This window comes from Bacillus cereus (assembly GCF_007678085.1).
Classification (GTDB): domain Bacteria; phylum Bacillota; class Bacilli; order Bacillales; family Bacillaceae_G; genus Bacillus_A; species Bacillus_A cereus_BE.
Map to the genome: position 1 here is coordinate 523,927 of NZ_VEDW01000005.1, position 23,988 is coordinate 547,914.

Genomic DNA, 23,988 nt, shown 5'->3' on the forward strand with positions numbered 1-23,988 from the left:
TTTTCTGTATATGTGTGAACGATTCTATAGTATTAATTATCTCATTTTTTGAGAAGGATTTCCAATTTTGTTTTATGATGTTAAAGGGGAAGTGTTATTTGAATAAAAAAAGAGACCCAAATGGGTCTCTTTCTAGGAAGCGATGCCGCTTCCGCTTTTAGATTAATATCTAGCTCCAGCGGCTAGAACAGTCGGCCATTTCGCGCCTTCCTGTGAGGCAAAAAGCGCCTCTTCGTCAGGAGCTCCAATGACCTCCTGTTCTGAACGAGCCGCTTCCGCTTTTAATTAAAATACTTGTTCTACTTCAATAACGCCTGGTACTTCTTCTAGTAACGCACGTTCGATACCAGCTTTTAGTGTGATTGTAGAACTTGGGCAGCTTCCGCAAGCACCCATAAGGCGTAATTTTACGATACCTTCTTCAATGTCTACTAATTCAACGTCTCCGCCATCGCGAAGTAAGAATGGACGTAATTTATCTAATACTTCTAATACTTGTTCTTGCATATGTGGGTTTTCCATTTTTATCGACTCCTTTCATCAGTTTTATTATAATCAAGATAGAGGGGAAAATCTATTTTTTCTCTTCTTGTTTTATTGTCGAAATATTTTATCGTGTTTTTTCAGTATAGGGGTAGAGAATAAGTTTGTAAAATGATGTGCTTATGTACTAAGACATCTGAATATGCTGTTGAAACAAGAGGCGGGGGAAAAGAAATGGTTAATGTGCAAGTGTATGGGACGAAAGTAATTTGTGCGAGCTGCGTTGGAATGCCATCTTCAACAGAAACGTTTGAGTGGCTACAAGCGGCGATTGGTCGTAAATATGAAGGACAAGAAAATAAATTTAATTTCGAGTATATTGATTTTCAAGAAGAACAAGAAGATGAAGATAAAAAAGCATTCGCAGAGCGCGTAGTGGAGGAAGATCTATTTTATCCAGTCGTTCTTGTAAATGGAGAAATTGTTGGAGAAGGAAATCCTCGTTTGAAGGATGTTTACGAAGAAATCGAGAAATATTTATAAAGCAGGAAGCCTTTGCGAATTCGCAAAGGCTCTTTTTTATTGGAGGGATAAATGTGAAAAATGGAGTGAAGCATGCGTTACCAACGGAAGTACAACAGTTAATGGAGCGGTACACAGTAGAATTAAAAGAAATTTTTTTAGATGAAAAAATAGTCGGCGTATATATTTACGGCTCCATCGCACTTGGTGCATTTCATGCGGAAACGAGCGATGTTGATTTTGTTACGGTAATAAGTGATTCTGTGAATGAAGCTGAAAAACAGCAACTTGTTGAACTTCATAAGAAACTTAGTGGTAGTATGTTAGGCAAAAGAATGGACGGTATGTATATTCCGCTCGCTGATTTAGGGAAATACAATGATAAAATGAATGAATACGTGTATTGTGCAGATGGTAAAGCGAATGTAGGTCATTGGGACATTAATGCAGTCACATGGTGGACATTGAAAAATCAAGGTATTACAGTTACCGGGAAAGAAGCAGAAGACCTTTCGTTTCAAATAAGGTGGGACGATGTAGTCAATACGATGAAATACAACGTAGAACGGTACTGGAGTGAAAAAGCGAAGCAGCCATATTTATTTTTCGTAGAGGAGTGGGTAGAATCAGCAGTCGTTACGATGGGGCGTATTTTATATACACTAGATCATAAAACAATCGTTTCAAAAGATAGTGGATTGCAATACTTGTTAGAAAGTTCAGGGGAAGAATGGGAGATTTTATTAAAAGAAGTAGCGAGAATACGGCAGAATCCAAAAGAAAAGCGCATGCTCTCAAGGTGGAGAAGAGCAGATATGACGAGAAAGTACTTACTGCATTTAATTGAAACATGTAAAGAGAAATGGACGATACAGTAAATTGTATCGTCTCTTTTTGTGGTAGAATTGGTATATAATGGTTTGTGGCGTTTGATTATACTGGAGGGGATAGGGTGAATACAGAATTAGCTACTTATGAAGAAAAGAATATAGGAATGAGTATGCGCGAAGTAATTAGCATGATAGTAATTATCTTTGGGGTCATGTATGGAATTGATTTTTTGAACTTTTTATATGACGCCTCATTATATCCATGGTATGTAGACCACCTTATTCCGCCTTTAACATTTCTTACTATCATCTTAATATATTCACCAGCAAGAAATTACTGTGTGCATTTATTAAAATCAATACAGTTCAATAATTTTAAGCATTATGTAACGATAGTAATGACGATGATCGTACTGCTTATATATCTTGCGGTATTAAATTTAGTTTTACCACATGGGCTTGGTGTGGATGAATCTAATCTAGTAATAGAGCCTACTAAAAGTGAAATCATTGTATATGTAGTTGTACTCACAATTTTCGCACCGATTTGGGAAGAGCTTGTATTCCGAGGTATGTTTTTTATGAAATTATCTCAGCGCTTCTCTACACTTAGTAGTGCCGTTATAAGTGCTTCTATATTTACTTTAGGTCATCCCCTTACAGTAGGGAGTGCTTTATATATTTTTGGTGGCGGTATATGTTTAGCTTATACGTATAAGAAAACAAATAACTTACTCGTCCCATGGGGAATTCATTTATTAAATAATGCATTTTTTATATTAATAAATTTTCAACTATAAAAAGACGCCTTTTTGAATAGGGCGTCTTTCTTATTTTGTAGGGGAAGATAATACGAAATATAGATAGTTTCATGTGAAACATTTTTAGTATTAAATATATATAAAGTTTAACTTAGTGTATTAAACGTATCATTCATAAGTATTCTAATATATTTAAAAGTAAAATAAAATAATAAACAGGTAATTGTCGGAATGTGTTCGATTTTCGTTCATTTTTATGAAATATATGTACTTTTTGTTAGATTCCTTCTTTTTATTTCTATAAAATACACGTATGTAGAAATAAGAAAAGGATGATGTACGTGAAGGACACGGTTTTACAAGAAACAACTTCTCCGCAACAGTTACATACAGTCGTTCAAAAGAATACGGCGTATTATGACTTTAAGTGGGGATAGTGTTTAGTGGAGCTATGTTTGGATTTTCTCTGTTGCCAACTGAGCCGAACATTAAAAATGTTGTTCGTTCAAGTGGTGAAGGTGTTACTTTAGAGATTATGACAGATAACCCAACTTGGAAGTTTGTGAAGAAAGAAAAAGATTATGACGTAGTAGAGTTTACTGGTTATGATTATACAGAGAAGAAAAACGTGAAAATAAAATTTGCTGTTTATTTCGATGAAGATTATTTCGAGTGGCAAGAGGTATACGAGAATAATAAGAAGTTAAGTGAAGAAGAGTTAGAAGAGTATCAATTTTATATTGAAGAAAATAGTTGGAGTTTCTAGAGCGAAACTCGTTCATTTTGGAAAGAAGGATCTTGTGAAGGTTCTTCTTTTTATATGTTAGGAGGAAAAGGTAGTATGGTAGAGGTTCATTTTTATGATTGGGCTAAGAAACGTCCTAAAAAACATTATAATCGATTACATGAAATGAGAATTTTTGAATTGATTTTTTCAAAGAAGTTAAGTAGCTTGGATCTTGGATTAGAAACTGTAGAACATATAGATATATATTGCCTAGCAAACCATAATGAAGATATTTCTTATGAACTACAGGAGGCTCTGGGGAAGATTCGTATATCCGTACCTTATGATTATATGCAATTTTTAAATTTGGAATCAGTTGAGGAGAAGTATAAGCATTTTTGTGAGTTGGTTTACCTCTATGTCGTACCAGCTATTGAAAAATATTCAAATCTATCATTAGAAATGATTAAAGAGTATGTGAATGAAGCGCTTCAAGAAATAGAGAAAGAGAATTATGAGATTGTGTTTTTAGTGGATAAAACACCGAAGAAGAGCCCAAGCCGAAAGAAAACGGCTATATTAAAAGGAATTCACCGTTCGGAAAGATTTCAGCTAATGTGTGAAGTGTATAACGATAAAGGGCTACGAGTAGTAAATAAACTACTCGTAGAAGAAGTAGGGAATGAAGTAGTCTATTCTAGATTTTTAGGCAAACTAAAATGGGAAAATGAGCACTTAATAGTAGTGAAATCTAAGACGAGCAGTTGGATGGAAGAAGTACATGTCGAGTAAGCGAATTAACGAAAAAGGTGAACATAAAACACCATACGAATTGAAATTTTGTAAAATACAATAAAAAATGAGAATTTGAGGTAGGCTTGTCAATAACGTGAGACTATGGCACTATAAAGAAATGCTGTACAAATTTTATTTATCGAGATGTAAACATCAATTTTGGTTTTTACGTATAAATAATGAACGGAGGAAATGAATTTATGGCTACTTTACCAAATTGTCCAAAATGTAATTCAGAATATACGTATGAGGATGGCGTTCTTTTCGTATGTCCAGAATGTGCCCATGAGTGGGGTCAAGAAGCAGAAACTGAAAGTAATGATGGTGCAAAAGTTGTAAAAGATGCGAACGGAAACGTTCTTCAAGACGGCGATGCTGTTACTGTTATTAAAGATTTAAAAGTAAAAGGAACTTCTTCAGTGGTGAAGATCGGTACGAAAGTAAAGAGTATCCGTCTAGTTGATGGCGATCACGATATTGATTGCAAAATCGACGGTTTCGGTGCTATGAAGTTAAAATCACAATTCGTTAAGAAGGCGTAAGTAAAAAGAGGAGGCGAGTAGCCTCCTCTTTTTTATTGTCATGTTTTGTCGGTCAATCAATATAATTTCATTTACCATGAACAGTGAAACATTTACCGTGCACTATAGTCGACCTCTTTCAACTGACAACGCTTATTAAAGAAAGTCTTATATCCAAGCTGCAAGAAGATAATAACAGCAAAAGCAGTGCTCCCTGAAATCCCAAGTATGATAGCAATTTGATATTGAATAGCTGTGAACGGTGATACACCAGATAAGATTTGTCCTGTCATCATGCCCGGTAGGCTTATAATTCCCATGCCAACCATAGAATTGATTGTTGGTAAAATAGCAGAGTCAAAAGCGTCGCGTATGAGTGGGGCAACGGCTTCTTTCGGTGTTGCGCCGAGCATAAGTGCTCCTTCAATTTGACCTCTTTGTGATTTCATATTGTTTAAGAATGTATTTGCACCGAGAGAAACACCTGTCATCGCATTCCCAACTAACATTCCTGTAATCGGAACGATATATTGCGGCGCATACCAAGGATCATGACCGATAATAACAAAGATAAATAGTAGAAGTGGCCCGATTGATCCGGCAACCATGGAAAGCGCGGCTACTCGTTTTAAGTCTTTAGACATCGGGATGTTAACTCGTTTATAAATATTAAAAATTGCAAAGGTAGTAATAGAAGTAATGAGAGCAATTGTATAAAATGGATTACTATTTTCAAATACGTATGTAAGGACATATGCAACGAGTACGAGCTGAATCGTCATACGGAATGTTGCGAGCGCAATTTGTTTTTCACGCGGAATCCCTTTTAATTTTACAAGACCTATTAAAATAAGAATAAAAATATATGCAGCGGCAAGTTGCCAAATTTGGAGTTCAATAACGCCCTTCAACTGAGAGCACTTCCTTTCTAGTTGCACCGTTTGCTTTACTAATTTCAATAATATCGTCTGCAATTTCTTCTGGAAGTTGTTGTGAGTGTGTGATGAAGATAACTGTTTTTTTCTTTTCTTTTGCTAGCGTAGTAAATTGTTTCATAACGCGGCGTTCTGTATCGCTATCTAGCGCCGAGGTTGGTTCATCTAATAAATAAACAGGTGAATCCATGAGTACGATACGTGCAAAAGCAAGTCGTTGTTTTTCCCCGCCTGATAAGGAATCAGCGTTATCTTCTAAATTTTTTTCTAAGCTAACAGTCGTTAATGCACTTCGCAGGGCATCATCATTTGGAAAGGTTTTTTCGGAAAGACGAAGTCCCATTAATAGATTGTCTTTAATCGTTCCATCAAAAATAGGTGGTGTTTGCCCAAGCATGACTACGTCACGTCGTAATTGAATAGGGGGATAGTCGGAAATTAATTTTCCATTATATTCAATTGTACCGGATGTTGGAGATTGCAAATCATTTAGCATGCGGAGCAATGTACTTTTTCCGCTCCCACTCTCACCGATAATACATGTGATTTTTTCTTTTTGAATCTGTAAATAAGGAATGTGTAGTATATCTTTATATGTAACGTCTTTTAATATAAACATAAATGGCTCCTTTCTCATTCTAGTTATATCGTATCAAAAAAGAGAAGATAACGGTTATAAAGAGCAACGTTTTTTCTTCGTCTTGTTTTCTATTAATAAGTTAAGTAAACGATCTAATTCTTGGCTGAAAGAAATCACTTTATCATGAGTGAATCCGTACTTTTCAACGAGATAGATCAATTCTTTCTTCTTCGCTTCTATTAGATCGTTTAGTTTTGTTAAGTTCATAAGTGAAATGGAATACCTCCTGTAAAAGTATTTACAACACAAAAATAAGACCGAATGACTTCGGTCTTAAAGGAAATAAAACAACTTATAAATAGCATACACTGTTTATCAATAGTTTTTAATATAAAAATGAAAAATAAATGATCATCCATATTGAGAAAGATGTGTCAGATAATTATATTGTAACTTATAAAAGAAGCTGCCTACTTAGTAGACAGCATGTAAAGTATTAACCCTTATGATATTTGTACATCCAAAGAAGACCGGATTTTAATAATCTCGGTACACGTCCCATTAATGGTTGGTTTGCTAGTAAACCGAAGCCGTGTTTCTTCCCAAGCGAGCCGAGAACACCTTTTAATTTAATAACAGGTAGTTCGTCAGGAAGTGGTTCATTATTCCAACGTTTTAATAATATTTGGACAATTTGTTCTCCTTGACCTTCAGCAAGTTGGGCAGATGGGGCATGTGGAAGTGCTGCGCAATCTCCTACAACATAAACGTGCTCGTTATTTGGAATATTGTGATATTTTGTTAAAACAACCCGTCCGCTACCATCTTGTTCAACTGGAAGGTTTCGAACAACTTCATTTGCTTGAATACCAGCTGTCCAGACGATTGCATCACATTCAAGTGGTTCATCGTGGTTGTACACAATATTTGGTTCTACTTTTGTAATGTTAGAGTTTCTTATAATAGTAACTTTATGTTTTACGAACCATTCTTCTACGTATCTACTTAATTTCTCTGGATATGGGAATAGAATTCTATCTTTTCGATCAAATAAGTGGATTTTTAAATCAGACCGGCTTTCGCGAAGTTCACTTGCAACTTCAACGCCACTTAGTCCAGCACCAACGACAGCTACCGTTGCATTTGGTTCTAGACTATTTAATTGTTCATATGTCTTACGTGTTTGTTCAATCGATTGTAGGCTATGCGTATATTCCTTCGCCCCAGGAACGTTATGATATTTATCCTCACAGCCAAGACCGATAATTAAATCATCATATTGGATCGCTTCACCGCCATCGAGATGAACAGCTTTTTCTTCGAGATCAATATTCGTTATTGTGCCGTATTGAATATTGAGGCGTGGGTGCTCAGGAAACGGTATACGAATATGCGTTTCTGAAATAGTACCCGCAACTAATGCATAATATTCAGTTTTGAAGCAATGATATGGTACTTTGTCGATTAATGTCACTTGTACATCATCTGGAAGTTGGTTACTTGGAAGTAGCCGCTGTAGAATTCTCATTCCCCCGTAGCCGCCACCCAGTATTACGAGGTGTTTCATGATGGATTACCCCTTTTCTGTTGAAATATCCCCTAATCACACAATTTTATATTAATAAAATATTTTGACTTTACTCAATCAAATTATATCGAATTTGTGAACAAATAACAATGCATGAATGAATACTCTGTTGTACAATAAGAAGAAAAGTAAAGTAAACTGTTTTGCCTTTTTAGTTACTATTTCATTGCAAGTAGCATGTTATATAAAATAAGACCATCTACTTTGAAGTGAAATAGTGAAGTAACTAAATAGTTTAGAATGTATAACAAAAACAACAAGAGACAGCTTAGTTTTCTTCTTATAGATAGTCAGAAGGTAATTTTTTTTGTAGTACAGGGGGGAGAATTTTGATTAAACCATTAATTGAATTTTGTGTAGGTAACCTTGCGAGTGGTTCACAAGCAGCTTTAGAGAAATTAGAAAAAGATCCGAATTTAGATGTAATGGAGTATGGTTGTTTAGGATATTGTGGCATTTGTTTTGAAGGACCGTTTGCACTTGTAAATGGTGAAGTTGTACAAGGTGCTACAGTAGAAGAACTGGTCAATAATGTATATGAGTATTTGGATGAAAATCCAATGTTTTAAGGTGTTGCAATCGGCAGCACCTTTTTCTTTTTCTATGAGATAAAATTTTGTTTCGCAGGAGAGGATAACAGTGTATATAAATAAAAAAGGCCCTTTTAGAAGGGCTTTTTTCTTACACAACTTGTGCAAGAATGGCTCATCGCCAAATGTTGTCAAATATGAGAAACGGGGGACATTCATATTGTGTTCTAAAAGCGTGCATTTTATACTTACAATAACAAACTATTTTTGGAGTGAATACAAATGAGCCAATTTTCTTTTACAAAAATGCATGGTCTTGGCAATAGTTATATATATGTAAATATGTTTGAAGAACAAATTCCTGAAGAAGATTTAGCTCTTGTGGCGGAAAAGGTTTCAAATATTAATACTGGTATTGGAGCAGATGGAATGATTTTAATTTGTCCATCTGACGTAGCTCCGGTGAAAATGCGCATGTTTAATAATGATGGATCAGAAGGAAAGAGCTGTGGTAACGGTTTACGCTGCGTAGCGAAATATGCGTATGAGCATAAACTAGTAGAAGAAACAGTTTTCACAATTGAAACGTTAGCTGGCATTGTAACGGCGGAAGTAACGGTAGAAGAAGGGAAAGTTACATTAGCGAAAATCGATATGGGAGCGCCGCGTTTAACACGTGCAGAAATACCGATGCTTGGTGAAGGTGAAACACCATTTATTCGTGAAAACTTCTTATACAATAATCATCGTTATGCATTTACAGCTGTTTCAATGGGGAATCCGCATGCGGTTATTTTTGTGGATGATGTAGAACAAGCACCTCTTACAACACTTGGCCCAGTTCTTGAGACACATGAAATGTTCCCAGAACGAGTAAATGTTGAATTCATCGAGATTTTGAATGAGGAAGAGATGAACTTCCGCGTTTGGGAACGCGGATCTGGTGTAACACAAGCTTGCGGAACAGGGGCGTGTGCTGCAGTTGTAGCCTCTATTTTAAATGGGAAAATGGAACGTGGTAAGGAAATTACAGTTCATTTAGCTGGCGGCGATTTAATGATTGCATGGACAGAAGAAGGCAATGTGTTAATGAAAGGACCAGCGGAAGTAATTTGCCGCGGAGTGTATGAGTACAAGATAGAAGCGTAAAGATGTATAATAGAATGAGAACAGAAAGGATGGTGTATTTCATGATTGAAGTAACAGAACAAGCTGCTTTTCAAATTAAAGATATGTTAAAAGATGCTGAAGATGGAGAGAAGTACGTGCGCCTTGCTGTACATGGCGGCGGATGTACTGGCCTTTCTTACGGCTTAGGATTTGAAGTAGAACCAAAAGAAGACGACACAGTTCTTGAGTTTTTCGGTGTTGAATTTGTTATTGATACAGAAAGTGCTCCAATTGTTAAAGGAGTAAAAATTGATTATAAACAATCGATGCTTGGCGGCGGATTCACAATCGACAATCCAAACGCAATCGCATCATGCGGATGTGGATCATCTTTCCGTACAGCGACGAATGCTGGTAAGCCGGAAGAGTGCTAAGCTTTTAGCAGAAATAGAGAAAGACCTTTTTAGCGATGAAATAAAATAATCGTTAAGGAGGTCTTTTCTTTTGTCGTAAAAAATCAAAAGCGCTACCTTCCAAATTTAGAAACCGAATTTAAGATATGTTGCATAACGAATGTTAAAATCTAATTTACCTTTGCATAGATGCAAGTATCAGTTAGTTGTTCGCCGTCAGCTGTAAGATCTTCATTACGTAATATCCCTTCAAGCTCAAAACCTAGTTTTTCAGGGATTGCACGACTTTTCGTGTTATTACGTTCACATCGTATTTCAATCCTTCTAAATTTGAATAACTGAAATCCAAGGTTTATTAACGCACTTACTACTTCTGTCATATATCCCTTACCACTAAATTGCGTGTTAATCCAGTATCCAATCTCACATTTAGAAACCTTCCAATCAATTCCGTGAAGGCTAGCCGTTCCAATAAAATCATTCGTCTCCTTATGGTAGATAAGATAGCGAAAGCTTTCTCTTTTCAAAAAATCTATATGCGCATTTCTCAGGAGAATTTCCGTTTCTTCAACAGTAGGAATTGACTGGAATAAACACAACCATTGCTTTAATTCACTAATGGAATCTTTAATAGCTTGGTGTACTACATTCCCTTCACCAGCTTGAAGTGGTGCCCGAAGAATGAGTCTGTCTGTTTCTATTTGTAACAACGGAACATCCAATAAAATAGGATTCATATTATTTCTCCTCTCAAAAGCTAGAAAACGATAAATATATATTCCATTCATCGCTTAGAAATCCCTTTTCACATATTGAAGAAGGAATTGTTAGTTGGATAAGGAGTGATTATTTTTCTTCTGATTTTTGTCTTTTGCATAATTAGAGGTTGGTTTATATGTATGAAGGAGTTTAACGAAGTAATAGCAACTCATCCAAGTTTAGAATCCGTACTTATTCCAATTGGTGACGGAATGACGGTTTCTAAAGTGAAGAAATAATTATTATCTTACAAAAGTGTAATGTTCATGTCATGTTTTTGAATTTCTTCTTTAAAGCTTAAGCTTTAAGATAACAATATAAGAAAAAAACATGAGGTGAAGGAAATGAAAAGATATATTGCACTTTTTAGTATTTTAGTTGTATTTGCAAGCCTATTAGTTGGCTGTGATTTAAATCGTATGGGTAAAGACGAGTATTACGTTCAAATTACAGTAGATGGAAAAGAGTATAATGGTAAATCTGATAATGGTGAGCCGTATAAAGATTACCAATATAAATTAAATGGTTTTGATAAAGAAGGTAAAGAGAAAGAATTAGAATTTACTGCACAAAAAAACTTACGTAAAGATGCATTCCTACGTGTATATCATTCAGATAAAAAAGGTGTATCAGCTTGGGAAGAAGTAAAGAAAGATGAGCTTCCTGCGAAAGTGAAAGAAAAGCTAGGTGCAAAATAAGAAAGAAAAAAGGAATTGACGAACAGGGTCAATTCCTTTTTATATTCTCAAAATCCTCTTCTGAAATGACTTTCAATCCATGTCTTTTGAATAACGCAGTTGTTACCCCGTAACCAGTTTGTTTATTTCCGTTAAATTCTCCAGTGTAAATCGTAGAACTACCACAGGATGGGCTGCGTTCCTTTAAAATAATATATTCTGGATGTAAATCTTTAATTTGTTCTAACGCTTTATAAGCACCGCTCACGAAAGCTTCTGTAACATCTTCACCGTCTTTTGTCATCACTTTCGCTTTTCCATCCAAAACGTCAGCACCATTCCCACCAATAATTTCAGCTGAGGGACGAGGCGTTGGTAATCCTCCTAATACTTCAGGACAAATGAGGACTGTATCTTCTTGTTGCAGTAGTGCCTCTATTTTTGAAACGAGATTGTCATTTCCATCATACCGACAAGCGATACCACCTAAACAAGCGCTAATTACGATCATATTTTCATCTCCACTAAAAAAATATTAAATATCACGCCAATTTCTCTTCCTGCTTCTTACCTATAAATGAGGTGATAAAAATGGGAAGCTTATATAACTTAATGAAACCATATAGTGAATTTCGAAGTAAAGAAGAGTTTAATACATATCAAAAACAAGTTTTGAAGTGCTATCGATTTCAATTGAATAAAACGGATGCTACTATTATTCATTTTTTAGGAAAGTATGCAGTGAATGAGAAACAGAAAACAGTGGGAGTTGCTTGCCCGTTAATGGAGACGATTGCGACGAATGTTGGAAAAAGCATTCGTACAGTACGCCGCTCAATTGCAAAGTTAGAGGAACTAGGAATTATAAAACGTGTTGCGACAAAAGAAAGACATAAACGCGGCGGATATAGTGCGAACTTATATGTATTTCTTATATCTGCAATTGACCGCATGGATGACCGCATGAAAATGTCCGCATGTGAAAGTGAGGATCGTGCAGCTGGCTGTAGTAAAAATGTGCAAAAAAATGAGGGGGAAACAATTTTTTCTAAAAACATTCCACAAATAAAAGAGAATAGAAAAGAAACGTACGAACTTGATGAGACGTATTGCCGCCACGATATACCGAAGCCTTTTATATACGCACTTGTACCGATGACGAGTAATCCGAAGAAGATTAATATATTTTGGAGTAAGGTGGAACTTGCATATAAAAAGAGCGGGTTACTAGAGCAAGGTGTGTTACTGGAGCAAATATTAGCTGATGAAGAAGTGTATGGAAATTTCATTTGGCGAGTGAAGAGTGTTGTGAGAGCGTATAAATACGGGGAAATCCGTAAAAATGTTAAGGCGCTTTTATATAGTACAGTGCGGGATCTATTTCTAGAGGTTGGACTAGAATGGGGAGCAGCTATGAGAAGAAGTAAGGGGATACCGTTATTTGATCCGTTTAAAAAGGAGCCATGCGTATAACACATGACTCCAAGTAGTTAATCAAACTTTCTTACAACTGGAACACGAATCGCTACAAATAGTACGAAGACGATAACGGCGATTGCACCGCTTTTCATAACGGTTACGATTGGAATTCCTATTGCAAGTGCGATCGATGTGAATGCATAAGAAAGCGGGATAAAGCCCATTGATGATAGCATAAGTAAACTCATTACGCGTCCCATCATTTCTTCTTTTACTGTCGATTGAATCATCGCCATAAGCGGAACGATAGCCATTGCAATGGTAATACCGTAAAACATGCCAGCTAATAATGCTTGCCAAAGTACGGTGCTAAAGTTGATGGATAAGAAGAATACACCAGACAGTAGCATCATGATAATGCAAAATAGACCACGTCTACGATTAATATTTTTTAAACCGACAATGACAGCACCTATTGCCATTCCGCCTCCTACAGACGCTTCTAAGTAACTAAACTGAAGAGAATCACCGTGCAGAACATTTTTAACGAAAAGCGGGAAACCGACTTGCATTGGACCAATTAAAAATAAGTTTAAAAAGGCGCTGCAAAGAAGGAACGTTGAAAGGAATGGTGATTCCTTTACGTATAAAATTCCTTCTTTAATAGAAGTGAACATGCCTTTGTCTGTATTTTGCTGCTCGGGCATCGTAAATTGTATTTTTTGAACGAGTATAGCTGCGACGATCAGTAACAAAATCGTGATCGAAAAGATCGTTTCATAGTTCGTAAATTTGATAAGAATTCCGCCAAGTACAGGGCCTAAGATGACCGATGCTTGGTTTGTCATTTGTGTAAGTGAGTTTGCTTGTGTTAACCGGCTTTTTTCTACAAGCTCAGGTAAGATAGACCCGTCAGCTGACCAGAAAAAAGCATCAGCAAGTCCAAAGAATAAAGCGAATAAAGCAAATGTATATAGTGTTACATCACCTACGATGAACCATGTGAGGATGGTTGCGACAAGAATAGCACGAATAATATTAGAGTAAAACATAATGTTTTTTTTCGGGAATTTATCAGCTACAGCGCCGCCGATAATCATAAAAATAAGCCTTGGAACACTAAGAGCTACGAAAACAACACCGAGTGAAGCCTCAAGGTTTAATGTTTTTGCTATGTACCACGTTTGTGAAAAAGTAAAAAAGGCTAAAGCAAAACTTGAAAAGAGTGTAGCTGCCCAAAGAAAAAGGAAATTCGTATTTTTTAATAACGGTTTTCCGCTTCCCTCTAGAGCAGATTTATTTTGTTGTAGTTCCTCCATATTGCTTCCTTTCTATGTGACAAATTTAAACTAAAAAACCTATTAACAATCGTTTTATACAGTTTCTAATATTTCTATACTGCACTTTCTCATTGTAGACAATAATGTTGGGTTTGCACAGTGGCTATTTAACGACAAAAAAGAAGATACCAAATGGTATCTTCTTTTTTGTCGTTCAGGCTAATGCAATATAAATGTCCAATTGAACGTTGTTTGGATCTAACGCTCTTTCATCATAAAGCTCAAAGTCTGTTGTAAAAGCACGTTTGTTTTCTTTTGACCATTGCCAAATATATTCCCAAGCCTCGCAAACGACTTCAGCAACTGGTCCCTTTCTCGTTGTAAATACCGCATACGTAGCGGCAGGTATTGTTAAAGTTGTCATGTTTTCAGGTACTTCTTCGAATGAAGAAACGGGCATACCGATTGTAAATTGATATGTACCTGTTTCATCGGATTCGTAATTTGAGTAAAAAGCGAATGTTTCTTTCGTTTGTTGATTTGGTATGCGATGCATGATTTGTTGTTGGAAGTATTGGTTCCAGAGCCCGGGGATTTTTCCTTCAGTAGATGCCTCTGTTTCATTTGTCGTCGTAATTGAAACACCGATTGCTTGGAAAGCTTCTTTTTTTACGATAATGGGTTCGTTTATCATTGAAAATTCCTCCCTTCAAATTAGAACGTTTGTTCTTGTTTTAATATAACATATTTTTACATGTAACGGTTACTATTTTTCTTGAATTTAAATAATAATTAATAAACTAAAATAAGTAAAAAATGGTAAACTTCCTATTGCTTGTATAAATAGATTAATGAGTGTGTTAAGATTTTTATGTATCCTTTAACTGTTATATAAACCTATACAATAAGGGGTTTTCCTCTATAAAAAAAATGGTAGAGGTTTATATGGGTATCTGGTATATATGCTATTTTTGATAAATTAAAATAGTAATACTCTATGAGATTTGTATTGTTGAAATAGAGATTTCAATGATGCATTTTCGTAGGACGGATTGTTGCGAGTGGATATATATTGCTATGTTCCCGGCTACTAAATGAAATGGGTACTGAAATGAAGTAGACGGATAGCAAATATATAGAAAGGAGAAAAGGTAGAAAATATGAAAAAAGTGTTGAAATATTTTAATGTCTTAACGATGATCACACTTCTCCTATCCATCATATTGCCTTCACCTAGTGTTTTTGCTACAGAGATAAATAAAAAGAGCTGGGATGAGTTACAAGGAAATGATGTGAGCATTAAGGCAGAGCAAGTGAATGCTGAAATATATGGGGGAGAAGTAGCTAAGAGGGAGCACGTATTTCAATATACGATTGAAAATACGGGAGATACACCAATTCAAGAATTGATGATGAAACAAAATAATGACAATGAAATTATGTTTCTTCCTCAATCTATGAAAGTAAACGGAGAGAAGTTATCTGAAGATAAGGTAGCTGATTTCTATGTAGAGGAAAAAGATAAGGGAGGAAAGATTCTTTCTTCTAATCTTAAAATCCAAGGTTTAAAATCACACGAAAAAATGACTGTGTTAATAAAAGCTAGACGTGCACAGCATTTTAATAAAGAATACAAACAAAAGATTAGTGTGCAAAAAGATCAAGTGCAAATAGGAAACATGTCTGTAGATATTGAAGAAATGCCTTCTGAAGAAAAGGTAGAAGCGAATGCTGATGATGAGGCTGACAGTAGTAAGAAAGACATTGGGTCATCCGCTGATGCTAAAACTAAAGAAGTGGATGGAAAATTAAAAGTATCTGCAGAAGATAAAAATAAACCGGTATTAAAAACAGAGCTAGAGAAGGAAGAACAACCGGTAGCTAAAGATGAGAAGCAACCAGAAAAAGAAGCGGAAAATCAGAGCGATGCAAAAGTACAAGCTACATCAGAGAATGCTTCAAAGGTTCAAATCCAAACAGGAGATAAGCAAGGGTTTGGAGAGCCACTGTATTCTGTAATTGCTGCTGGTGATTTAGTGCAGACTGGTAATGTGACGCTCGGGCTAACAGATAATTATTATACTAGGCAAAGTGTGGGGGGAAAAGTAAATAAAAAAGCTGTAGATATTGATAATGATGATACTACATTTAATTCATCAACAGGAGCTTTTCCTAACATCCCTGCTGGAAGTAAAGTGAAAAAGGCATATTTATTTTGGACAGCAGCTATGGGGACTCCGAGTGATGCAAGGACCGATTATAGAGTTAGCGATGAAGATGTAAGACAGCCTATTAAAATGAAGATGGGAAATAAGCAATACGCTGAAGTAAGTGCTGATAGTATACGAAAAGCGGATTATTTACCGTATATTGCAAATCACTATAGCAGTGGCGCAGGATATGTTGCATTTGCTGACGTAACAAATGTAATTGCAAAACAAGGTATTTCTCAAACGGTGACAGTTGCAAATGTACCACAAATTAAATTCGAAAATGGTGGTGGCTACTACTGGGGCAACTGGAATCTTATATTAGTTTATGAAAATTATAAAGAAACCGTAAAAGATATGAAGATTTGGGAAGGTTTGGTTTCTCAAAAAAGTACAGCTTGGGCGGATATTAGTGTTAATAAAATAAACACACCGAAAGAAGGGGCTTTTAAGGCAAAATTTAGTTATTTCTCGTCACAAGGAGATCCTGCTGATCATGATGGGTATGCCTATGATTATGGAGAGTATGACTTTGGATTAGGATATCAAAAGTTAAAAAATATTAACGGTAAAGATAATGATGTTAATGACTCGTCTATGACAGAAGTACAAGTGGATGGCACTAACGAATTTGTTACAAAAAAATATCCAGGGTATGATCCAGATTGGACAAATTCATTTAGTACAGATATTCATACGTATCATCTTGAGGGACCAAATCAAGTGAAAAATGATTTAAAAGAAGGAAAAATGCGTTTTAGAGCATATGGCGGCGGCGGTGATATTTACGTATTAAACAACGCCACATTCGTCACAGAACATAATGCACCAAATCTACAAGTTGATAAAAAGGCGTTAGATAGTGCTGGAAAAGAAATTAAGGAAGTTAAAGTTGGCGAAGAAATTACGTACCAAATTGAAGTGAAGAATGATACGAAGAACAATCAAGCACCGGTATCTAATGTAAAAGGTTTTGATAAATTAGATAATCGATTAGAGTATGTTCCAGGATCAATCCAATATATTAGTGGAAGCAATAAAGGACAAAAAACAGATGATGCAAACGATGATGAAGCAGAATTTGTAAATGATCAAATTGATTTTCGTATTGGTGAAGGGGCAGATGCTACAGACGGTGGTGTTTTACAGCCTGGTGAAAGTGCCGTTATTACATTTAAGGTGAAAGTGAAAGAATCTATACAATCAGATACAACAGTAAAAAATGTCGTTGCTGTAAAGGGACAAGATAGTGTCGAGATAAAGTATGAGAGTGAAGACGATGCAAATATTACGGTTACGACTCCAAAAGAAGTTCCAGGAGAAATAGAAGCGACAAAAATAGCTTCTAATAAAACGCCGAGTTTAGGTGATGAGGTAGAGTATCGCATTACGTTTAAAAACAAGGTAAAAGATGGACGTCTAGATGTATTGACGATTGAAGATGAATTACCGAGTAGTCTTGAGTTTGTGAAAGATAGTTTGAAAGCAGAAGGTGCAAAACCAGAGCCAGTAGAGCTGAAATTTGAAAATGGTAAAGTAATTGCAAAGTATCCAGAAATTACGGATATGGAAGAAAGAAGTATCGTCTTTAAAACGAAAGTAAAAGAAACTGCAAAAATTGGTGAAGAAATTGTTAACAAAGCAATTGTTAGTGATAAAACAAATCCACCAAAGGATCTAGAAGAAAAGATTACACCACAGCATAAGGCCGGTAAAATTGATGCAAAGAAAAAAGCAACAAATAAGAAGCCGAAGCTAGGAGAAGAAGTTGAATATCAAATTAGCTTCAAAAATACGGTGGAAAACGGAAAACTAGAGGCAGTTACAATAGAAGATGAAATTCCAGCGAACTTAGAATTTGTGCAAGGCAGTGAGAGAGCTGAAGGTGCTGGACCAAAACCAGTAGAGTTAAAAGTAGAAAATGGTAAGGTAATCGCAAAATATCCAGAGATTACGGATACAAAAGAGCGAAGTATCATTTTTAAAGTGAAAGTAAAAAAAGAAGCAAAAGTAGGAGAATCAATTGTTAATAAAGCAATTGTGAGCGATCCGAATGGTCAGACTGAGCATCCAGAAGAAAAAATTACGCCGGGTTATAAAGACGGTAAAGTAGGCGTAGATAAAAGCGTAACGAATCAAACACCAAAACTAGGAGAAGAAGTGGAGTACCGCATTACATTTCATAATACGGTAGAAAACGGAAAGCTAGAAAAGGTAATGATAGAAGATACGTTACCTGAAGGTGTCGAATACGTGAAAGATAGTTTGAAAGCAGAAGGGATAAAACCAGAGCCAGTAGAGCTGAAATTTGAAAATGGCAAAGTAACTGCAACGTATCCAGAAATTACGGATATGGAAGAAAGAAGTATTGTTTTTAAAGCGAAAGTAAAAGAGACGGCAAAAGTAGGGGAAGCAATTGTAAACAAAGCAGTTGCAAAAGATCCGAAACATGATCCGGCTGATGCAAAGGTTGTTATTACACCGCAAAGTAAAAAAGGTGAAATTGCTGCTACAAAGGTAGTTAATAATGAAAAGCCGAAGCTAGGCGAAGAAATTGAATATCGAATTAGTTTTCATAATACGGTAGAGAATGGAAAACTAGCAGAGGTGCGAGTAGAAGATACAATTCCAACAGGTCTTGAATATGTAGAAAATAGTATTAAGGCTGAAGGGGAAGCACCGGGTCCAGTAGAAGTAACAGTTGAAGCTGGGGTAGTTAAAGCTAAGTATATCGATATTACGGATACGAAAGAAAGAAGTATCGTCTTTAAAGTAAAGGTGAAGGAAGAAGCAAAAGTAGGTAAAGAAATCGTCAATAAAGCAATTGTTGATGATACGAAACATCCACCGATTGAGCCGGAGGAAAGAATTACTCCGCAATATAAAGATGGAATAATTGATTCGAAGAAGACAGTAGATAATCCATCACCGAAACTAGGAGAAGAAGTGGAATACCGAATTAGCTTTAAGAACACGGTAGAAAACGGAAAACTAGAAAAGGTAAAAATAGAGGATGCAATCCCTAACGGTTTAGAGTATGTAAAAGGTAGTGAAAAGGCGGGAGGCGATAAACCGGCTCCAGTAAAGTTACAAGTGAAAGATGGAAAAGTTATCGCTGAATACGAAAATATTACGGATACGAAAGAAAGAAGTATCGCCTTTAAAGTAAAGGTGAAAGAAGAAGCGGAAGTAGGCAAGGAAATCGTCAATAAGGCAATTGTTGATGATACGAAAGGTTCAAAAGAGCCAGAAGCAAAAATTACGCCTTTACACAAAGATGGAAAAATGAAAGCAAAGAAAAGCGTAAATAAAATAGTGCCGAAGTTAGGAGAAGAAGTAGAATACCGAATTAGCTTTAAAAACACGGTAGAAAACGGAAAACTAGCAGAGGTGAAAATAGAAGATACTTTACCAGAAGGTTTAGAGTATGTAGAAAATAGTTTGAAAGCAGAAGGTGTCGGACCAAATCCAGTAGAGTTGAAAGTGGAAAACGGTAAGGTACTGGCGAAGTATCCAGAGATTACGGATACAGAAGAAAGAAGTATCGTTTTTAAAGTGAAAGTAAAAGAAGAAGTAAAAGTCGGCGAAAAAATCGTCAATAAAGCAAGTATTGATGATACAAAAAACAAACCAGAAACACCAAAAGCAGAAATTACTCCGCAGCATAAAGACGGAAAAGTTGAAGCAAAAAAAGTAGTAAATAACCCATCACCGAAGTTAGGAGAAGAAGTAGAATACCGAATTAGCTTTAAAAACACGGTAGAAAACGGAAAACTAGCAGAGGTGAAAATAGAAGATAATTTACCGAATGGATTAGAGTATGTGAAAGAAAGTGTGAAAGCAGAAGGAGCTAAGCCAGAGCCGGTAGAACTGCAAGTGAAAGATGGAAAAGTAATTGCCAAATATCCAGAGATTAAGGATACAGAAGAAAGAAGTATCGTCTTTAAAGCAAAAGTAAAAGAAGACTTCAAAGTTGGTGAAGGTATTGTCAATAAAGTAGTTGTTGATGATATGAAAGATCCAATAACCTCGGAAGTAACGATTATGCCAGAATATAAAGACGGTAAGCTGAAAGCAGAGAAGGTTGTAAATAATAAGAAGCCGAAGTTAGGGGAAGAAGTAGAGTACCGAATTAGTTTTAAAAATACGGTAGAAAACGGGAAGCTAACTGAGGTTAAAGTAGAAGATGAAATTCCAGCTGGATTAGAGTATGTGGAGAACAGTGTGAAAGCAGAAGGTTCTAAACCGGGTCCAGTAGAACTGAAAGTGGAAAACGGCAAGGTAATGGCAAAGTATCCAGCAATTACAGATACAAAAGAAAGAAGCATTGCCTTTAAAGTGAAGGTAAAAGAAGAAGCAGAAATCGGTAAGGAAATTGTCAATAAGGCAATCGTAGTAGATACAACACATGAGCCAGAAAAGCCTCATGTGGCAATTACGCCACAATATAAAGACGGCAAGATTGTTGCCCAGAAATTGGCGAATAACCATAAACCGAAACTAGGAGAAGAAGTAGAATACCGAATTAGTTTTAAAAACACGGTAGAAAACGGAAAATTAGCAGAGGTAAATATAAAGGATACATTACCAAATGGTTTAGAGTATGTAGAAGGTAGCATCACGGCAGAAGGTTCTAAACCGAAACCAGTAGAGCTACAGGTGAAAAATAATGAGGTAATGGCAAAATACCCAGCAATTACAGATACAGAGGAAAGAAGCATTGTCTTTAAAGCGAAGGTAAAAGAAAGCGTAAAAGCGGGAGAAGAAATTGTAAATGAAGCGATTGTGGATGATACAAAGAATCTGCCAGAAGAGCCTTACGTACCGATTACACCGCAATATAAAGATGGAAAAATTGAGGCGAGAAAAGAAGTAAGTAATCATGAACCGAAGCTAGGCGAGGAAATCGAATATCGAATTACTTTTAATAATACGGTGAAGGATGGAAAGCTAGCAGAGGTAAAGATAGAGGATGAAATTCCAGCTGGATTAGAGTTTGTACAAGGAAGCGAAAAGGCTGAAGGTGAAGAGCCAAAACCAGTAGAGTTGGAAGTAGAAAATGGTAAGGTAACGGCAAAGTATTCAGAGATTATGGATACGAAAGAAAGAAGTATTGTCTTTAAAGTGAAGGTGAAAGATTCAGTTGCAATAGGCAAGGGTATTACAAATAAAGCGATTATTCATGTGGATGATCCGAAACATCCTATAACTGAACCGACAGCTAGAATTACACCACAATATAAAGATGGTAAAATTACAGCTCATAAAAAAGTAAATAATCATAAACCGAAGCTAGGGGAAGAAATCGAATACCGCATTTCATTTAGTAATACGGTGAAAGATGGAAAGCTAGCAGAGGTGAAGATAGAAGATGAAATTCCGTCTGGTTTAGAATTTGTGAAGGGTAGTCTAAAAGCAGAAGGGGATAAGCCTGGGCCAGTAGAGTTGAAAGAAGAAGCTGGTAAAATTATTGCAAAGTATGAAAATATTACTGATATGAAAGAAAGAAACATTATCTTTAAAGTGAAAGTGAAAGATGATGTCGAAGTGGACAAAGCAATTGTGAATAAAGCGGTTGTGGATGATTCACAAAATCCAGTAGAGCAACCAGAAGTAGATATTACACCGGAGTATAAAGACGGTAAAGTTAAAGCTGATAAAAAGGTAAGTAAAAAAGATCCAAAGCTAGGAGAAGAAGTAGAGTACCGAATTAGTTTTAAAAATACGGTAGAAAACGGAAAACTAGCAGAGGTGAAAATTGAGGATCAATTACCAACTGGTTTAGAGTATGTGAAGGATAGTTTAAAAGCAGAAGGTAATGAACCGAATCCAGTAGAGTTAAAAGAAGAAGCTGGTAAAATTACAGCGAAGTATGAGAATATCACTGATACAGCGGAGCGTAGTGTTAGATTTAAGGTGAAAGTAACGGAAGCAGCAAAGGTCGGTAAGACAATCGTGAATAAAGCGATTGTGGATGATAATAATCCGAAGAATCCGCCGCAAAAACCAGAAGCGATTATTACACCGGAGTATAAAGACGGTAAACTAAAAGCTGAGAAAACAGTAAATAATCTAACTCCGAAATTAGGAGAAGAAGTAGAATATCGAATTACATTCCGTAACGTAGTTGAACATGGAAAAGTAGCGAAGGTGAAGATTAAGGATGAATTACCAAATGGCTTAGAGTTTGTAGAAGGTAGTGAAAGAGCTGAGGGAGAGCATCCGAAACCGTCGCATGTAAAAGTGAAAAACGGAATCGTCCTTGCAGAGTATCCCGAAATTGTGGATACGAAAGAAAGAAGTATCGTCTTTAAAGTTAAAGTAAAAGACAAAGCTAAAATAGGCGAGGAAATTGTGAACAAGGCGGTTGTGGAAGATACAATACATCCACCGGAGCAACCGAATATCGCTATTAAGCCTCAATATAAAGATGGTGCATTACAAGCAGAAAAAACAGTAAGTAATCATGAACCGAAGTTAGGAGAAGAAGTAGAATATCGAATTAGCTTTGAAAATACGATAGAGAACGGAAAACTAACTGAGGTAAAGGTAGAAGATGAAATTCCAGCTGGTTTAGAATACGTACAAGATAGCATAAAGTCGGATGGGCCGGAACCGAATCCAGTAGAACTTCATGTTGAGAATGGAAAAGTAACAGCAAAGTATCCTGAAATTACAGATACGAAAAAAAGAAGCATCATCTTTAAAGTGCGAGTGCAAGAAGCGGTACAAGTAGGAAAAGAGATTATAAACAAGGCGATTGTGGATGATAATAATAAGGCGACTCCGCCAGTTGAGTCACTTATACCAATTACGCCGCAATTTAAAGACGGAAAACTAGAGGCAAGGAAAGAAGTAAGTAATCATGAACCGAAGCTAGGAGACGAAATTGAATATCGAATTACTTTTAACGGCACAGTAGATGGCGGGAAGTTAGTTGATGTGAAAATTGAAGATGAAATCCCAGCTGGTTTAGAATATGTGAAAGATAGTTTGGAGGCTGTAGGTGACAAGCCTGCACCAACAGAGCTTACCGTAAAGAACGGAAAAGTAATAGTGAGGTATCCAGATATTATGGATACGAAAGAAAGAAGCATTGTCTTTAAAGTGAAGGTAAAAGAAACAGTAAAAGTTGGAGGAGAAATAACAAATAAAGCGATTATTCATGTGGATGATCCGAACCACCCAGTTATGGAACCGACAGCGACAATAAAGCCAGAATATAAAGATGGTAAGTTAAAAGCAACGAAGACAGTAAGTAATAAAGAACCGAAGCTAGGAGAAGAAATCGAATACCGAATTAGCTTTGAAAATACGGTAGAGAACGGAAAATTAACCGTGGTAAAGATAGAAGATGAAATTCCAGCCGGTTTAGAATACGTGCAAGATAGTCTTAGATTTGAAGGCGCTGAGCCAAATCCAATAGAATTAAAAATGGAGTTTGGAAAAGTAATTGCGAAATATCTAGACATTACGGATACAAAAGAACGTAGTATTATTTTTAAAGCGAAGGTAAAAGAAACATTTGAAATCGGTGAGGAAATTGTGAATAAAGCGATTGTGGAAGGTACAACAAATCAACCGCTTGAACCGACAGTTTCCATTAAACCGAAGAAACCAGAAGTGGATCCGGAAGAGCCGAAGAAACCAGAAGTGGATCCGGAAGAACCGAAGAAACCAGAAGTGGACCCGGAAGAGCCGAAGAAACCAGAAGTGGATCCGGAAGAACCGAAGAAACCAGAAGTGGACCCGGAAGAGCCGAAGAAACCGGAAGTGGACCCGGAAGAGCCGAAGAAACCGGAAGTGGACCCGGAAGAGCCGAAGAAACCGGAAGTGGACCCGGAAGAG

The 23,988-nt window shown here is 36.3% G+C and carries 21 protein-coding genes and 1 pseudogene; 13 read left to right on the forward strand and 9 right to left on the reverse strand.

The annotated features are described in order from the left end of the window. Positions 1–285: 285 nt before the first annotated feature. The gene (locus tag FS742_RS23075; protein WP_000431159.1) at positions 286–522 is read right to left on the reverse strand and encodes a NifU family protein; all 237 of its coding nucleotides are present in this window, start codon (positions 520–522) and stop codon (positions 286–288) included. A 195-nt stretch (positions 523–717) separates the two neighbouring features. Between FS742_RS23075 and FS742_RS23080 the strand changes: the two genes are divergently transcribed. The 6 genes and pseudogenes from FS742_RS23080 to phnA all read left to right on the forward strand — a co-directional run bounded on the left by FS742_RS23080 (position 718) and on the right by phnA (position 4,660). Then, the gene (locus tag FS742_RS23080) at positions 718–1,026 is read left to right on the forward strand and encodes a YuzD family protein (protein WP_000248590.1); all 309 of its coding nucleotides are present in this window, start codon (positions 718–720) and stop codon (positions 1,024–1,026) included. A gap of 53 nt (positions 1,027–1,079) precedes the next feature. Continuing rightward, positions 1,080–1,883, forward strand: a complete 804-nt coding sequence (locus FS742_RS23085; protein ID WP_144615303.1) for a nucleotidyltransferase domain-containing protein — start codon at positions 1,080–1,082, stop codon at positions 1,881–1,883. A 74-nt stretch (positions 1,884–1,957) separates the two neighbouring features. Continuing rightward, positions 1,958–2,635 carry a CPBP family intramembrane glutamic endopeptidase gene (locus FS742_RS23090; protein WP_144615305.1) on the forward strand — a complete coding sequence of 226 codons (678 nt, stop codon included), beginning with the start codon at positions 1,958–1,960 and terminating at the stop codon, positions 2,633–2,635. Positions 2,636–3,023: 388 nt separating this feature from the next. Then, positions 3,024–3,362 (forward strand): annotated as a pseudogene (locus FS742_RS23095) (DUF2628 domain-containing protein); the annotation flags it as partial. Positions 3,363–3,437: 75 nt separating this feature from the next. Next, positions 3,438–4,115, forward strand: a complete 678-nt coding sequence (locus FS742_RS23100; RefSeq protein ID WP_144615307.1) for a hypothetical protein — start codon at positions 3,438–3,440, stop codon at positions 4,113–4,115. 203 nt (positions 4,116–4,318) lie between these two features. After that, positions 4,319–4,660 (forward strand): alkylphosphonate utilization operon protein PhnA, encoded by a 342-nt coding sequence (phnA, locus tag FS742_RS23105; protein WP_144615308.1) that lies wholly within the window; start codon positions 4,319–4,321, stop codon positions 4,658–4,660. Positions 4,661–4,752: 92 nt separating this feature from the next. Here the strand turns inward: phnA and FS742_RS23110 are convergent, their stop codons facing one another. From FS742_RS23110 to FS742_RS23125, 4 genes are all read right to left on the reverse strand, one after another. Continuing rightward, positions 4,753–5,550, reverse strand: coding sequence for an ABC transporter permease (locus FS742_RS23110; protein ID WP_144615310.1), 798 nt, complete (start codon positions 5,548–5,550; stop codon positions 4,753–4,755). Further along, positions 5,534–6,193, reverse strand: a complete 660-nt coding sequence (locus tag FS742_RS23115; RefSeq protein WP_144615312.1) for an ABC transporter ATP-binding protein — start codon at positions 6,191–6,193, stop codon at positions 5,534–5,536. Before FS742_RS23115 ends, FS742_RS23110 begins: the two co-directional genes overlap by 17 nt. A gap of 54 nt (positions 6,194–6,247) precedes the next feature. Beyond that, complete coding sequence (locus FS742_RS23120) at positions 6,248–6,421, reverse strand: aspartyl-phosphate phosphatase Spo0E family protein (protein WP_144615314.1); 174 nt, start codon at positions 6,419–6,421, stop codon at positions 6,248–6,250. 229 nt (positions 6,422–6,650) lie between these two features. Further along, positions 6,651–7,721, reverse strand: coding sequence for an NAD(P)/FAD-dependent oxidoreductase (locus FS742_RS23125; RefSeq protein WP_060488143.1), 1,071 nt, complete (start codon positions 7,719–7,721; stop codon positions 6,651–6,653). 350 nt (positions 7,722–8,071) lie between these two features. Between FS742_RS23125 and FS742_RS23130 the strand changes: the two genes are divergently transcribed. The 3 genes from FS742_RS23130 (at position 8,072) to FS742_RS23140 (ending at position 9,816) form a co-directional block, all read left to right on the forward strand. Next, on the forward strand, positions 8,072–8,311 hold the full coding sequence (locus FS742_RS23130) for a YuzB family protein (protein WP_000595026.1): 240 nt from the start codon (positions 8,072–8,074) through the stop codon (positions 8,309–8,311). A gap of 243 nt (positions 8,312–8,554) precedes the next feature. Beyond that, positions 8,555–9,421 (forward strand): diaminopimelate epimerase, encoded by an 867-nt coding sequence (dapF, locus tag FS742_RS23135; RefSeq protein ID WP_000077403.1) that lies wholly within the window; start codon positions 8,555–8,557, stop codon positions 9,419–9,421. Between the two features lie 41 nt (positions 9,422–9,462). Next, positions 9,463–9,816: a HesB/IscA family protein gene (locus FS742_RS23140; protein ID WP_000573830.1), complete on the forward strand. Its 354-nt coding sequence runs from the start codon at positions 9,463–9,465 to the stop codon at positions 9,814–9,816. 149 nt (positions 9,817–9,965) lie between these two features. Here FS742_RS23140 and FS742_RS23145 read toward each other — a convergent pair whose 3' ends face one another. After that, positions 9,966–10,532: a GNAT family N-acetyltransferase gene (locus tag FS742_RS23145; RefSeq protein WP_144615316.1), complete on the reverse strand. Its 567-nt coding sequence runs from the start codon at positions 10,530–10,532 to the stop codon at positions 9,966–9,968. Positions 10,533–10,694: 162 nt separating this feature from the next. Between FS742_RS23145 and FS742_RS23150 the strand changes: the two genes are divergently transcribed. Both FS742_RS23150 and FS742_RS23155 read left to right on the forward strand, forming a co-directional pair. Next, positions 10,695–10,793: a methyltransferase gene (locus tag FS742_RS23150; RefSeq protein WP_253621663.1), complete on the forward strand. Its 99-nt coding sequence runs from the start codon at positions 10,695–10,697 to the stop codon at positions 10,791–10,793. Between the two features lie 105 nt (positions 10,794–10,898). Further along, positions 10,899–11,252 (forward strand): YxeA family protein, encoded by a 354-nt coding sequence (locus FS742_RS23155; RefSeq protein WP_144615318.1) that lies wholly within the window; start codon positions 10,899–10,901, stop codon positions 11,250–11,252. Positions 11,253–11,280: 28 nt separating this feature from the next. Here the strand turns inward: FS742_RS23155 and FS742_RS23160 are convergent, their stop codons facing one another. Then, on the reverse strand, positions 11,281–11,742 hold the full coding sequence (locus FS742_RS23160) for a 2-thiouracil desulfurase family protein (RefSeq protein WP_144615319.1): 462 nt from the start codon (positions 11,740–11,742) through the stop codon (positions 11,281–11,283). 80 nt (positions 11,743–11,822) lie between these two features. On the opposite strand from FS742_RS23160, the gene FS742_RS23165 reads away from it, so the two are divergent. Beyond that, the gene (locus tag FS742_RS23165) at positions 11,823–12,704 is read left to right on the forward strand and encodes a helix-turn-helix domain-containing protein (protein ID WP_144615321.1); all 882 of its coding nucleotides are present in this window, start codon (positions 11,823–11,825) and stop codon (positions 12,702–12,704) included. Between the two features lie 17 nt (positions 12,705–12,721). On the opposite strand, the gene FS742_RS23170 is transcribed toward FS742_RS23165, so the two are convergent. Both FS742_RS23170 and FS742_RS23175 read right to left on the reverse strand, forming a co-directional pair. Further along, positions 12,722–13,969, reverse strand: a complete 1,248-nt coding sequence (locus FS742_RS23170) for an MFS transporter (RefSeq protein ID WP_097817476.1) — start codon at positions 13,967–13,969, stop codon at positions 12,722–12,724. Between the two features lie 175 nt (positions 13,970–14,144). Continuing rightward, the gene (locus FS742_RS23175; RefSeq protein WP_144615323.1) at positions 14,145–14,624 is read right to left on the reverse strand and encodes a GyrI-like domain-containing protein; all 480 of its coding nucleotides are present in this window, start codon (positions 14,622–14,624) and stop codon (positions 14,145–14,147) included. Between the two features lie 466 nt (positions 14,625–15,090). On the opposite strand from FS742_RS23175, the gene FS742_RS23180 reads away from it, so the two are divergent. Beyond that, positions 15,091–23,988 (forward strand): isopeptide-forming domain-containing fimbrial protein (locus FS742_RS23180; RefSeq protein WP_144615391.1); only part of this gene is annotated, 8,898 nt, incomplete at its 3' end.

Bases quoted from the DNA above. Each gene is read 5' to 3' on its own strand.
- FS742_RS23165 (WP_144615321.1), top strand. From the start codon at position 11,823: ATGGGAAGCTTATATAACTTAATGAAACCATATAGTGAATTTCGAAGT.
- FS742_RS23145 (WP_144615316.1), bottom strand. From the start codon at position 10,532: ATGAATCCTATTTTATTGGATGTTCCGTTGTTACAAATAGAAACAGAC.
- FS742_RS23075 (WP_000431159.1), bottom strand. From the start codon at position 522: ATGGAAAACCCACATATGCAAGAACAAGTATTAGAAGTATTAGATAAA.
- FS742_RS23160 (WP_144615319.1), bottom strand. From the start codon at position 11,742: ATGATCGTAATTAGCGCTTGTTTAGGTGGTATCGCTTGTCGGTATGAT.
- phnA (WP_144615308.1), top strand. From the start codon at position 4,319: ATGGCTACTTTACCAAATTGTCCAAAATGTAATTCAGAATATACGTAT.
- FS742_RS23150 (WP_253621663.1), top strand. From the start codon at position 10,695: ATGAAGGAGTTTAACGAAGTAATAGCAACTCATCCAAGTTTAGAATCC.
- FS742_RS23080 (WP_000248590.1), top strand. From the start codon at position 718: ATGGTTAATGTGCAAGTGTATGGGACGAAAGTAATTTGTGCGAGCTGC.
- dapF (WP_000077403.1), top strand. From the start codon at position 8,555: ATGAGCCAATTTTCTTTTACAAAAATGCATGGTCTTGGCAATAGTTAT.
- FS742_RS23115 (WP_144615312.1), bottom strand. From the start codon at position 6,193: ATGTTTATATTAAAAGACGTTACATATAAAGATATACTACACATTCCT.
- FS742_RS23120 (WP_144615314.1), bottom strand. From the start codon at position 6,421: ATGAACTTAACAAAACTAAACGATCTAATAGAAGCGAAGAAGAAAGAA.
- FS742_RS23170 (WP_097817476.1), bottom strand. From the start codon at position 13,969: ATGGAGGAACTACAACAAAATAAATCTGCTCTAGAGGGAAGCGGAAAA.
- FS742_RS23175 (WP_144615323.1), bottom strand. From the start codon at position 14,624: ATGATAAACGAACCCATTATCGTAAAAAAAGAAGCTTTCCAAGCAATC.
- FS742_RS23155 (WP_144615318.1), top strand. From the start codon at position 10,899: ATGAAAAGATATATTGCACTTTTTAGTATTTTAGTTGTATTTGCAAGC.
- FS742_RS23100 (WP_144615307.1), top strand. From the start codon at position 3,438: ATGGTAGAGGTTCATTTTTATGATTGGGCTAAGAAACGTCCTAAAAAA.
- FS742_RS23125 (WP_060488143.1), bottom strand. From the start codon at position 7,721: ATGAAACACCTCGTAATACTGGGTGGCGGCTACGGGGGAATGAGAATT.
- FS742_RS23140 (WP_000573830.1), top strand. From the start codon at position 9,463: ATGATTGAAGTAACAGAACAAGCTGCTTTTCAAATTAAAGATATGTTA.